Raw genomic sequence first — 12,290 nt, forward strand, 5'->3', positions numbered from 1 at the left:
GTGCATTGCACAAGCGGTGCATATTAACTGGTTAAACCTTGAGCGATTTCCGCTATAATCCGCGCCCCCCTTTTTCAGCAGGCCCGGCGCGCGCTGTTTCCATGAAATTAATCGTTAAAGTCTTCCCCGAGATCACCATCAAGAGCCGACCGGTACGGACGCGTTTCATCCGTCAATTGGCCAAGAACATCCGTGCCGTGCTCCGTGACTTGGACCCGGCTGTGGTGGTGAACGGCGTGTGGGACAATCTCGAGCTGGAAACCCGTGTTACCGACGCCAAAGCCTTGAAGGACATGACCGAGCGCCTGAGCTGCATGCCGGGCATCGCGCATTTCCTGCAGGTGGATGAGTACCCGCTGGGCGACTTCGACGACATCACCGACAAGTGCAAGCAGCACTACGGCAGCTCGCTGGAAGGCAAGGTTTTTTCGGTGCGCTGCAAGCGTGCCGGCAAGCACCCGTTCAGCTCAATGGACGTCGAGAAATACGTCGGCAGCAAGCTGCGTCGCGAGTGCGGCGCCGCTGGAATTTCCCTCAAGGCGCCGCAAATTGAAGTGCGCATGGAAATTCGCGACCAACGGTTGTTTGTGATCCACAGCCAGCACAACAGCATCGGCGGCTACCCGCTGGGCGCCCTGGAACAGACCCTGGTCTTGATGTCCGGCGGTTTCGATTCCACGGTGGCGGCCTACCAGATCATGCGCCGCGGCCTGATGAGCCACTTCTGCTTCTTCAACCTGGGCGGGCGTGCACATGAATTGGGCGTGATGGAAGTCGCGCACTACATCTGGAAGAAGTACGGCAGCTCCCAGCGTGTGCTATTTGTGAGCGTGCCGTTCGAGGAAGTGCTAGGGGAAATTCTCGGCAAAGTCGATAACAGTCATATGGGCGTGGTATTGAAGCGTATGATGTTGCGCGCTGCCTCGCGAATTGCCGATCAACTGCAGATCGACGCGCTGGTGACCGGCGAAGCGATTTCCCAGGTGTCCAGCCAGACGCTGCCGAACCTGTCGATCATCGACTGTGTTACCGAGAAGCTGGTGTTGCGCCCGCTGATCGCCAGCCACAAGCAGGACATCATCGACCTGGCAGAGCAGATCGGCACTGCCGACTTTGCCAAGCACATGCCTGAGTACTGCGGGGTCATCTCGGTGAACCCCAAGACCCACGCCAAGCGGCATCGCGTGGAGCATGAAGAGAAAGAATTCGACATGGCGATTCTGGAGCGTGCGCTCGAGAACGCCAAGCTGGTGCCAATCGATCGCGTTATCGACGAGTTGGGCCAGGATGTGCAAATCGAAGAAGTCAGTGAGGCCCTGGCCGGCCAGATCGTCATCGACATCCGTCACCCGGATGCCGCTGAAGACGAGCCGCTGGAAATTACTGGCATCGACGTGCAAACGCTGCCGTTCTACGCACTGAACGCGCGTTTCAAGGAACTGGATAACAGCCGTCAGTACCTGCTGTATTGCGACAAAGGCGTGATGAGTCGCCTGCATGCCCACCATTTGCTCAGTGAGGGGCATGCCAATGTGCGCGTTTATCGACCGAGCTAAGAGCCCGGGGCTGTTTGCCTGTGGCCTGCGTCACCGGCCCCCCGACTCTGCCGTCAAGCTGTAACGGCAAGGCCTGACTCTACTGTTAATCGCTGCCACGACCTGTCAGCACACCGAATCCTCTGATCGAGATACACAAGTGATCGAAAATCTACGTAACATCGCCATCATTGCTCACGTTGACCATGGTAAAACCACCCTGGTAGACAAACTCCTGCGTCAATCCGGCACCCTGGAGCGCAACGAGCTCAACGACGAGCGCGTGATGGACTCCAACGACCAGGAAAAAGAGCGCGGTATTACCATCCTGGCAAAAAACACCGCTATCAACTGGAACGGCTACCACATCAACATCGTGGATACCCCGGGCCACGCCGACTTCGGCGGCGAAGTAGAACGCGTAATGTCGATGGTTGACTCCGTTCTGCTGCTGGTTGACGCTCAAGACGGCCCTATGCCGCAAACCCGTTTCGTGACCAAGAAGGCTTTCGAAGCCGGCCTGCGTCCGATCGTGTGCATCAACAAGGTTGACCGTCCAGGCGCGCGTCCGGACTGGGTTCTGGACCAGATCTTCGACCTGTTCGACAACCTCGGCGCCACCGAAGAACAGCTCGATTTCCAGGTTATCTACGCCTCGGCCCTGAACGGCATTGCCGGTCTGGAACACACCGCCATGGCTGAAGACATGACCCCGCTGTACCAGGCGATCGTTGACCACGTTCCACCTCCGAAGGTTGACCGTGAAGGCCCGTTCCAGATGCAAATCTCGGCACTGGACTACAACAGCTTCCTGGGTGTTATCGGCGTTGGCCGTATCGCTCGTGGCAGCGTCAAGCCGAACACCCCGGTTGTCGCTATCGGTGCCGACGGCAAGAAGCGTAACGGCCGCATCCTGAAGCTGATGGGTCACCACGGCCTGCACCGTATCGACGTTGAAGAGGCTTTCGCCGGCGACATCGTGTGCGTGAGCGGTATGGACTCGCTGTTCATCTCCGACACCCTGTGCCAGCCGGACAACGTCGAGGCGATGAAGCCTCTGACCGTTGACGAGCCAACCGTTTCCATGACTTTCCAGGTAAACGACTCGCCGTTCTGCGGTAAAGAAGGCAAGTTCGTGACCTCCCGTAACATCAAGGAGCGTCTGGACAAAGAGCTGCTGTACAACGTTGCACTGCGCGTTGAAGAAGGCGACTCGGCTGACAAGTTCAAGGTCTCCGGCCGTGGTGAGCTGCACCTCTCGGTACTGATCGAAACCATGCGTCGCGAAGGCTTCGAAATGGGTGTTGGTCGTCCGGAAGTGATCATCCGTACTGTTGACGGCGTGAAGCAGGAACCGTTCGAAAACGTCACCATCGACACCCCTGAAGAATCCCAGGGCAAGGTCATGGAAGAGATGGGCCTGCGTAAGGGCGACCTGACCAACATGGTGCCGGATGGCAAAGGCCGTGTGCGTCTGGAATACAACATCCCTGCGCGTGGTCTGATCGGCTTCCGTAACCAGTTCCTGACCCTGACCAACGGTGCTGGCATCCTGACCTCGATCTTCGATCGCTACGACACCATGAAGTCCGGCGACATGTCCGGCCGTCAGAACGGTGTACTGGTATCGGTAGAAACCGGCAAGGCGCTGACCTACTCCCTGGAAACCCTCCAGGCGCGTGGCAAGCTGTTCGTTGAACACGGTCAAGAGATCTACAACGGCCAGATCGTTGGTCTGAACAGCCGTGACAACGACATGGGCGTCAACCCAACCAAAGGCAAGAAGCTCGACAACATGCGTGCTTCGGGCAAAGACGAAACCATCGCTCTGGTTCCACCTGTTCGCTTCACCCTGGAACAGGCCCTGGAATTCATCCAGGACGACGAGCTGTGCGAAGTCACGCCTAAGTCGATCCGCCTGCGTAAGAAGATCCTGGACGAAGGCGAGCGTACCCGCGCAGCCAAGAAAGCCAAGAACTGAGTTAACTCAGGCTGAATGAAAAACGCCCCCGGTCGAAAGGCCGGGGGCGTTTTTTTATGCCTGCTGGTTTTGTGCTGACTGTACCGGCCTCATCGGGGGCAAGCCCCCTCCCACATTTTGTTCTGTGAACACATTCGAAATGTGGGAGGGGGCTTGCCCCCGATAGGGCCCTTGAGAACCCCACAAACCCTGGATCAGAACTTATCGAGGGTCTTGAAGTTAGTCTCGCGCACCACTTCTTTCGGCTTATACGCGCAATACCCCGGCCGCGGCCCGATTTTCGGGTGGTTGCGGCAAGTATCCGGGCGCTTGTCATAAATAGTGCAGAAGCGCGTCTTACGATCCAGGTACAGGCAGTCGTTGTTGCTCATGCGCTGCAGGGTAAAAATCTCGGATTTGTTGTTGTAGCGCTCGACGATGCCTTCCTTCTGCAAGCGCTTGGCGATGTTCTTCGGCGGGTCGCCGCGCTCGAACTCATCGACGATGCCAATGCGGATCAGGTCCTTGATCTTCACCTCCACCGGCAGGGTGCAGCAGCTGGATACGCAGCCGCCGCACATGTGGGCGGAATATTTCTGCCACGTTTCGAGACGGTCGAGTTCCGCGGCGGCGATCAGTTGAGGCTTCATCAGGGTTCCAAGGTGGGGCGGTGTCCGGGCGCGCGATCATACCGGGATTGATGATTTTTTGAACAATATTTTCAGGTTTTTCATCTTCGGTGGCGTTCGGGCACGACCCCTGCATCTAATCCCTTTAACAGTGAATGAGTTAAAAAACTGACGAACCAGAGCCGGCGCCGTGTGTCAGAGCGTCTAGGCTCTAGCAACTCCTTCTATCTCGCCCGAGGTCGCAACTGATGTCTCAGGAACCACTTGCACGAGAAGCAGAGGTAGCCGCATTCCGCGATGCTGTCTTGACCAAACTCACCTACGCGGTGGGCAAGGACCCCGATCACGCCTTCGACCATGACTGGTTCGAAGCCATTGCCCTGGCCGCTCGCGACCAGATGGTCGATCACTGGATGGACCATACGCGGCGTATTTATCGCAAAGGCCAGAAGCGCGTTTACTACCTTTCCCTGGAATTCCTCATCGGCCGCTTGCTCTACGACAGCCTGAGCAACCTTGGCGTGCTGGAAATCGCCCGCGAAGCCTTGTCCGAACTGGGCGTCGACCTGGAACGCATTCGCCTGCTGGAGCCCGACGCGGCGTTGGGCAACGGTGGCCTGGGGCGCCTGGCCGCCTGCTTCATGGAAAGCATGTCGACCCTGGGCATTGCCGGCCACGGTTATGGCATCCGTTATGAGCACGGTCTGTTCCGCCAGGCCATTGTCGATGGCTGGCAGCAGGAGCAGACCGAACGCTGGTTGGATTTTGGCAACCCTTGGGAATTTGAACGCGCCGAGGTGATTTACCCGATCGGCTTTGGCGGCAGTGTCGAAACTATTGCGGACGCCTCCGGCAAGATGATCCAGGTGTGGTCGCCCAACGAGACCGTCCGCGCAGTAGCGTATGACACGCCGGTAGTCGGCTGGCGCGGCGCCAGCGTCAACACCCTGCGCCTGTGGCGTGCACGGGCCGTAGAAGACTTGCATCTGGAGCGCTTCAATGCCGGTGACCACTTGGGCGCCGTCGCCGAAGTGGCCCGCGCCGAAAGCATCTCCCGCGTGCTGTACCCGGCCGACAGCACCGAAGCCGGGCAGGAATTGCGCCTGCGCCAGGAATATTTTTTCGTCTCCGCTTCACTGCAGGATCTGCTGCGCCGCCACAAGAACATGCACGGTTCGGTGCTGAGCCTGGGCGAACACGCCGCCATCCAGCTCAACGATACCCACCCGTCCATCGCCGTGGCCGAGTTGATGCGCCAGCTGGTCGACCTGCATGACATTCCGTGGGAAGCCGCATGGGACGTCACCGTCGAAACGCTTTCCTACACCAACCACACCTTGCTACCCGAAGCGCTGGAAACCTGGCCGGTAGGTTTGATGGAGCGCATGCTGCCCCGGCACATGCAGATCATCTACCTGATCAACGCCCAGCACATCGACTCGCTGCGCGCCAAGGGCATCCACGACTTCGACGTACTGCGCGCCGTGTCGCTGATCGAAGAAGACAACGGCCGCCGCGTGCGCATGGGCAACCTGGCGTTCCTCGGCTCCCATAGCGTCAACGGCGTGTCCGGCTTGCATACCCAGCTGATGCGCAGCACGGTGTTCTCCGAACTGCACAAGCTTTACCCCGAACGGATCAACAACAAGACCAACGGCATCACCTTCCGCCGCTGGCTCTACCAGGCCAACCCCAAGTTGACCGAGATGCTGGTGCAGGCCCTGGGCCCTGACATTCTCGATAGCATGGAAACCCGCCTGACGGAGTTGGAAACCTTCGCCGAGAAACAGACCTTCCGCAAATCCTTCGCCGAACAGCGCTTGCACAGCAAGCGTGCACTGGCCGAGATCATCCATGAGCGCCTGGGCATCGCGGTCAACCCGGCGGCGATGTTCGATGTGCAGGTCAAGCGCATCCACGAATACAAGCGCCAACTGCTCAACCTGCTGCACACCGTGGCCCTGTACCAGGCGATTCGTGCCGAACCCGAGGTCGACTGGGTGCCAAGGGTGAAAATCTTCGCCGGCAAGGCTGCGGCCAGTTACCACCAGGCCAAGCTGATCATCAAGCTGACCAACGACATCGCCCGCACCGTCAACAACGACCCGACCGTACGGGGTTTGCTCAAGGTGGTGTTCCTGCCCAACTACAACGTCAGCCTGGCGGAAAGCATCATCCCGGCGGCGGACTTGTCGGAGCAGATCTCCACCGCTGGTTTCGAAGCGTCTGGCACCAGCAACATGAAGTTCGGCCTCAACGGTGCGCTGACCATTGGCACCATGGACGGCGCCAACGTGGAGATGCACGAGCGTGTCGGTGCCGAGCACATGTTTATCTTCGGCCTCAGTGCCCAGCAGGTGGAAGCGCGCAAGCACGCCGGTGAATTCAGCGCCGGGCCGGATATCGCCGTGTCCCACCGTTTGAGCGACGTGCTGCAAGCGATCCGCGGCGGGGTGTTCTCGCCGGATGATCCGGGGCGTTATGTCGGCCTGATCGATGGGCTGATCGACTACGACCGCTTCCTGGTGTGCGCCGACTTCGATTCCTACTGGGATGCCCAGGCACGGGTCGAGGCGCATTGGCATGATTCCAAGGAATGGTGGCGCTCGGCGGTGCTGAATACGGCAAGGATGGGCTGGTTCTCCTCGGACCGTACCATCCGTGAATACGCCACCGAGATCTGGAAAGCCCTGGACTAAACACCGCAACACAAAATGTGGGAGGGGGCTTGCCCCCGATGACGGAGTATCAGCATTGGATGTATCAGCTGATCCACCGCTATCGGGGGCAAGCCCCCTCCCACATTGCTCCTGCGTCGATATACTGGCCTCCGGTTCGCTCAGGGAATATCGACCATGCAATGGATTTTCATGCTGATTGGCCTGGTACTCGGCTGGGCGCTCGATGAGTCGTTCAGCGATGCGGGTATCGGTGCATTGTTTGGGTTGGGCATCGGCCAGGCGCTTCGCCTGTCGCAGTTGTCCGCCCAGGCGCAGCAGCAGGCCAGTCAGTTGGAAACCACGCAGAAGGCGCTGATAGCCTTGGGCGAGCGCCTGCGGCAGCTGGAAGTACCCACGCCGACCAGCAACGTTGCAGCCGTCCCCCCTGTGCCTGAGCCGGCACCTGTCGCCAAACCGTCCGAACTGGTTTGGGAGCTGCCTGTTGAATTGACGCCTGTGGCCATGATTGCCGAGCCGAGCCGGCCGCTACCGGATGACGCCTGGGCGCCCGCCGCCGCGCCACACGCCCCCGAACCACTGCGCAGCCCCAACCTGATCGAACGCGCCATCACCGCTGCACGCAATTGGCTGTTCGGCGGCAATACCGTGCTGCGTGTCGGTTTGGTGCTGTTGTTCCTTGGCCTGGCGTTCCTGCTGCGCTATGCCACGGAAGGCATGGTGGTGCCGATCGAGCTGCGGTACGCCGGGGTAGCGGCGGCTGCCATCGGCCTGCTGGGCCTGGGCTGGTGGTTGCGGCGACGTAACAGCAGTTACGGCCTGATGCTGCAAGGCGCCGGTATCGCGGTGCTGTACCTGACGGTATTCGCCGCGATGCGCTTGCACCCGTTGATCGACCCGGGCACGGCGTTTGGCCTGTTGGTGGTCGTCACCGTTTTTTCCGCGGTTCTGGCGCTCACTCAAGATGCGTTGGGCCTGGCCTGCGCGGCCGCGCTGGGCGGTTTTGCTGCGCCGCTCCTGGCGTCTACCGGCGCCGGCAGCCATGTGACGTTGTTCAGCTACTTCGCCCTGCTCAATGCCGGCATCCTTGCCATCGCCTGGTTCAAGGCTTGGCGCCCGCTCAACCTGATCGGCTTTGTCGGCACCTTCGGTATCGGCTTCGCCTGGGGTGTGCGTGCCTATACGCCGGATATGCTCTGGAGCACTGAGCCGTTCCTGATTGTATTTTTCCTGATGTACCTGGCCGTCGGCTTGTTATTTGCCCGGCGCAAGTTGCAGGAGTTGGGTGATGCAACTGAGGACGAAAGCCGTGGCGCATGGCTGCGCTGGTCGGCGGCCAAGGGCGATTATGTCGACGGCAGCCTGTTGTTCGGGCCGCCGTTGGTGGGCTTTGGGTTGCAGTTCGCATTGGTACAACACCTGGAATTTGCCGCAGCGTTCAGTGCCTTGGCGCTGGGCATTCTCTACATGGCCCTGGCACGCTGGCTGAGCGGCGGGCGTGCCTTGTTGCTGGCGCAAACCTGCCTGGCCCTTGGGGTGATTTTCGCCAGCCTGGCGATTCCCCTGGGGCTCGATGCGCGTTGGACCACGGCGGCCTGGGCAGTGGAGGGCGCCGGAATCTTCTGGCTCGGCTTGCGCCAACAGCGGCTATTGGCCCGGGCGTTTGCCTTGTTGCTGCAGTTGGGCTCGGCACTGGCGTTTTTCAGCGAGTTGCGCCCAGGCACAGACACGCTGCTGGAGGGGCCTGCACTGAGTGCGCTGTTGCTAGGCGCAGCGTTGCTGTTCACGTTCTATCAGGTCCACAAAGCCGCGCCTGAGCACGCCCGCGCCTGGGAACGTAAAGGCGCGCCGTGGCTTGCGGTGCTCGGTCTGGGGTGTGTGTATTTGCTGGCGCCGTTGCTGTGGTCGACCCAGGGCAGCGTCATCGGCTGGTCGCTCGCCGGTCTGGTAACGGCGTGGGCAGGCCAGCGGCTCGGCTCGCAGGCTTGGGTGCGTTGTGCCGTGGCCGTGCAACTGCTCAGCGGCATCAGCTTTGCGCTCGACCCCGTCAGTCATTTCTACACACCGATGATCATTGCCCTGGCCGCAATGACCAGCGCCTGGTGTTTGCGGCATCAGCAATCGACCCGCAGCTCCAAACTGCTGCTGGCCTGGGGTGTGGGGTGGTGGGGGCTGGCGGTGCTCGGCGAAGTGTGGCGCTCAGCCCAGACGGATTGGCGCGCGACCTGGTTATACGCGGCAGCGGCGCTGAGCACGGGGCTGTGGTGCTGGCTGGCGCTGCGCCTGCGTTGGGCGGCGCTCGGGGTGGTGTGCACCCTGCTGATGCCGGTTGCCGGTATGGTGCTGCTTGGCACATGGGACGAGTACCACCATCCGGCCGCCAACCTCGCCGGGTTGGCATGGGTTGCGGTTTTCGCGCTGCACTTCGTTTCGCTGCGCCGTCTGGCGTTGCTGGTGCCGCAGCAAGCGCTGAGTGTTGCCCATGTGCTCGGCTGCTGGATGTTGATCGGCGTGCTGACGCTGGAGTTGCGCTACGGTCTGATGCTGCTGTCGAGCGAATACAGCGCCTGGCGCTGGCTGGGTTGGGCGATTCTGCCAAGTCTGTATCTGGGGCTCGCGGCACCACCACGTGCCTGGCCGTGGCCGGTGTCGGCCTATCCGCGTGAGTACCGCGTGCTGGCCGCGCTGCCCCTGGCCGTATTAATGCTGGCGTGGTTCTGGCTGGCGAATATGTTCAGCGACGGCAGCGCCAAGCCGTTGCCCTACGTGCCGCTGATCAGCCCGCTGGACCTGGGCCTGCTGTTTGCGTTGCTCGGGGTATACCTGTGGTCGCGCAGCGTGGCGCCGCAACGTGGGCTGCAAGTGACATTGATCGCCCAGGCGGTGGTGGGTGCCTCGTTGTTTGCTTTCTTTACCGCGCTGGTGATGCGCACCGCGCACCATTGGAGTGGTGTGCCGTTCCATTTGGACGCGCTGCTGGAGTCGATGCGGGTCCAGGCAGGGTTGTCGATTGTCTGGACCCTGATCGCCCTCGGCCTGATGATCGGCGGTCACCTGCGCCATCGTCGCGAAGTATGGCTGGTCGGTGCGGTGCTGATTGCGGTGGTGGTGGCCAAGCTGTTCTTTGTCGAGTTGAGTAACCGCGGCGGCCTGGCGCGGATCGTGTCGTTCATCGGCGTGGGTGGGCTGCTGCTGGTGGTGGGGTATTTCGCACCGCTGCCGCCCAAGCGGGCCGAGCCTGCGGGCAAGCCGTGAACTCTATTGGAGTTAAATCCTCTGATTAGAGGAAATACACCTCGACTCGCGCTAAACTGCGCGGGTTTTCAGCCCCCCATTCTCCGGAGCCGTCCATGTCCCGCGTTACCCTGAGTCGCTATTTGATCGAGCAGACCCGCAGCAACAACACGCCTGCTGATCTGCGCTTCCTTATCGAAGTGGTGGCGCGTGCTTGCAAGGAAATCAGCCACGCCGTATCCAAAGGCGCCCTCGGTGGCGTGCTGGGCAGCATGGGCACTGAGAACGTGCAGGGCGAAGTGCAGAAGAAACTCGATGTAATTTCCAACGAGATCCTGCTCGAAGCCAACGAATGGGGCGGTCACCTGGCCGGCATGGCGTCCGAAGAAATGGACAATGCCTACCAGATCCCGGGCAAATACCCGAAAGGCGCCTACCTGCTGGTATTCGACCCACTGGACGGCTCGTCCAACATCGACATCAACGCACCGGTCGGCACCATCTTCTCGGTACTGCGTTGCCCAAGCGAATACCTGAGCCAGAACGAAGCCCTGAACGAAAAGGCCTTTCTGCAGCCAGGCACTGAACAGGTGGCTGCCGGCTATGCGATCTACGGCCCGCAGACCATGCTGGTGCTGACCCTGGGTGACGGCGTCAAGGGCTTCACCCTCGACCGCGAGATGGGCAGCTTTGTGCTGACCCACGAAGACATTTCGATTCCTGCCTCTACCCAGGAATTCGCGATCAACATGTCCAACCAGCGTCACTGGGAAGAGCCGGTGAAACGTTACGTCAACGAGCTGATGGAAGGCGAAGAAGGCCCGTTGAAAAAGAACTTCAACATGCGCTGGGTCGCTGCGATGGTGGCTGATGTGCACCGCATCCTGACCCGTGGCGGCTTGTTCATGTACCCACGCGACAGCCGCGAGCCGTCCAAGCCGGGCAAACTGCGTTTGATGTACGAAGCCAACCCGATGTCGTTCCTGGTCGAGCAGGCGGGCGGTGCATCCACCGATGGCCACCAGCGTATCCTCGATATCCAGCCTGAAGGCCTGCACCAGCGTGTGGCGGTGTTCCTGGGTTCGAAGGAAGAAGTTGAGCGAGTGACCGGCTACCACAAGAAGTAATACACGGCGATAAATTATCCGCCGTGTTGTGAGGCCGTTCACCCTTGAAGAAGCCCCGAAACGTTTCAGCGTTTGCGGGGCTTTTTTGTTTTCGCTCGTCGGGAACCAGACACCTCTTTTCCCTTCTAAGCTTCTGGCAGATACCCCAGCTGCTTTGTCTCTCCAGGAGCTTTTCCATGTCTTTACGCCGTCTCGCCCTGCTGGCTTTTTGCGTGCTGTTAGCCGCTTGCAGCAAGGTCACTCAAGAAAACTACCAGAAATTGTCGGCCGGCATGGCCAAGGCCGAGGTAGAGTCGTTGCTGGGCAAGCCGACCGATTGTTCCGGCGCACTGGGCATGTCCAGCTGCACCTGGGGCGATAAAAACAGCTTTATCAGCGTGCAGTACGCCGGTGACAAAGTTCTGATGTTTTCCGGGCAAGGCCTGAAGTAAACCGGGGCGCGAGCCTGCGGGAGAAGAAGAATGATGCGTTTTGTTTTGTTCCTTTGCGCCAGCCTGTTTTTGGCGGGCTGTGCCAGCCATTCTGGCGATGATCTGCAACCCAAGACGGCAAGCAACGTCAACCTCAAGCGGTATCAGGGCACCTGGTATGAGTTGGCCCGATTGCCCATGTACTTCCAGCGCAACTGCGCGCAATCCGAAGCGCGCTATACCTTGCTGCCGGATGGGGACATGTCGGTGTTCAACCGCTGCCTGACACCTGAGTGGAAGTGGCAGGAAGCCAAAGGCACGGCCACACCGCAAGTGCCCGGCAAGACCGACAAGCTTTGGGTCGAATTCAATAACTGGTTCACGTCGCTGCTGCCGGGCGTCGCCAAGGGCGATTATTGGGTGCTGTATGTGAGCGATGACTACAAGACCGCCATCGTCGGCAGCCCGAGCCGGCGCTATATGTGGATCCTGTCGCGCACGCCGACGGTGAGCGCAGATACCCGCGAAGACTTGCTCAGCAGGGCGCGCCAGCAGGGGTATGACACCACGCGGTTGATCTGGCGTACGTCGGACAAGCAGATGGCGAAGACGTCCCAGTAATTCGCAGCACCCCCAATCAAATGTGGGAGCTGGCTTGCCTGCGATAGCATCAACCCGGTGTAACTGATGCACCGAGGTGTCTGTATCGCAGGCAAG

The 12,290-nt window shown here is 60.3% G+C and carries 8 protein-coding genes; 7 read left to right on the forward strand and 1 reads right to left on the reverse strand.

The annotated features are described in order from the left end of the window. Window positions 1-101: 101 nt before the first annotated feature. A complete protein-coding gene (gene thiI, locus TU73_RS01185; RefSeq protein ID WP_057010614.1) occupies window positions 102-1,556 on the forward strand; it encodes a tRNA uracil 4-sulfurtransferase ThiI in 1,455 nt (484 codons plus the stop codon). Window positions 1,557-1,695: 139 nt separating this feature from the next. Next, complete coding sequence (gene typA / locus TU73_RS01190) at window positions 1,696-3,516, forward strand: translational GTPase TypA (RefSeq protein WP_057010615.1); 1,821 nt, start codon at window positions 1,696-1,698, stop codon at window positions 3,514-3,516. Window positions 3,517-3,710: 194 nt separating this feature from the next. On the opposite strand, the gene TU73_RS01195 is transcribed toward typA, so the two are convergent. Next, complete coding sequence (locus TU73_RS01195; RefSeq protein WP_003187815.1) at window positions 3,711-4,145, reverse strand: YkgJ family cysteine cluster protein; 435 nt, start codon at window positions 4,143-4,145, stop codon at window positions 3,711-3,713. Between the two features lie 227 nt (window positions 4,146-4,372). On the opposite strand from TU73_RS01195, the gene TU73_RS01200 reads away from it, so the two are divergent. The 5 genes from TU73_RS01200 (at window position 4,373) to TU73_RS01220 (ending at window position 12,194) form a co-directional block, all read left to right on the forward strand. Further along, a complete protein-coding gene (locus TU73_RS01200; RefSeq protein WP_057010616.1) occupies window positions 4,373-6,823 on the forward strand; it encodes a glycogen/starch/alpha-glucan phosphorylase in 2,451 nt (816 codons plus the stop codon). Between the two features lie 156 nt (window positions 6,824-6,979). Further along, complete coding sequence (locus TU73_RS01205) at window positions 6,980-10,057, forward strand: DUF2339 domain-containing protein (RefSeq protein WP_057010617.1); 3,078 nt, start codon at window positions 6,980-6,982, stop codon at window positions 10,055-10,057. Window positions 10,058-10,152: 95 nt separating this feature from the next. Then, window positions 10,153-11,163: a class 1 fructose-bisphosphatase gene (locus TU73_RS01210; protein ID WP_034117301.1), complete on the forward strand. Its 1,011-nt coding sequence runs from the start codon at window positions 10,153-10,155 to the stop codon at window positions 11,161-11,163. A 176-nt stretch (window positions 11,164-11,339) separates the two neighbouring features. Next, on the forward strand, window positions 11,340-11,594 hold the full coding sequence (locus TU73_RS01215; protein WP_043047281.1) for a lipoprotein: 255 nt from the start codon (window positions 11,340-11,342) through the stop codon (window positions 11,592-11,594). Window positions 11,595-11,624: 30 nt separating this feature from the next. Then, complete coding sequence (locus TU73_RS01220) at window positions 11,625-12,194, forward strand: lipocalin family protein (protein ID WP_034117302.1); 570 nt, start codon at window positions 11,625-11,627, stop codon at window positions 12,192-12,194. Window positions 12,195-12,290: the final 96 nt, after the last annotated feature.

Origin of the sequence: Pseudomonas libanensis, assembly GCF_001439685.1 — a bacterium.
GTDB classification, from domain to species: domain Bacteria; phylum Pseudomonadota; class Gammaproteobacteria; order Pseudomonadales; family Pseudomonadaceae; genus Aquipseudomonas; species Aquipseudomonas libanensis.

Excerpts from the sequence above, each read along its gene's own strand:
- TU73_RS01200 (WP_057010616.1), top strand. The coding sequence starts at position 4,373 with ATGTCTCAGGAACCACTTGCACGAGAAGCAGAGGTAGCCGCATTCCGC.
- TU73_RS01215 (WP_043047281.1), top strand. The coding sequence starts at position 11,340 with ATGTCTTTACGCCGTCTCGCCCTGCTGGCTTTTTGCGTGCTGTTAGCC.
- TU73_RS01195 (WP_003187815.1), bottom strand. The coding sequence starts at position 4,145 with ATGAAGCCTCAACTGATCGCCGCCGCGGAACTCGACCGTCTCGAAACG.
- thiI (WP_057010614.1), top strand. The coding sequence starts at position 102 with ATGAAATTAATCGTTAAAGTCTTCCCCGAGATCACCATCAAGAGCCGA.
- TU73_RS01210 (WP_034117301.1), top strand. The coding sequence starts at position 10,153 with ATGTCCCGCGTTACCCTGAGTCGCTATTTGATCGAGCAGACCCGCAGC.
- TU73_RS01205 (WP_057010617.1), top strand. The coding sequence starts at position 6,980 with ATGCAATGGATTTTCATGCTGATTGGCCTGGTACTCGGCTGGGCGCTC.
- TU73_RS01220 (WP_034117302.1), top strand. The coding sequence starts at position 11,625 with ATGATGCGTTTTGTTTTGTTCCTTTGCGCCAGCCTGTTTTTGGCGGGC.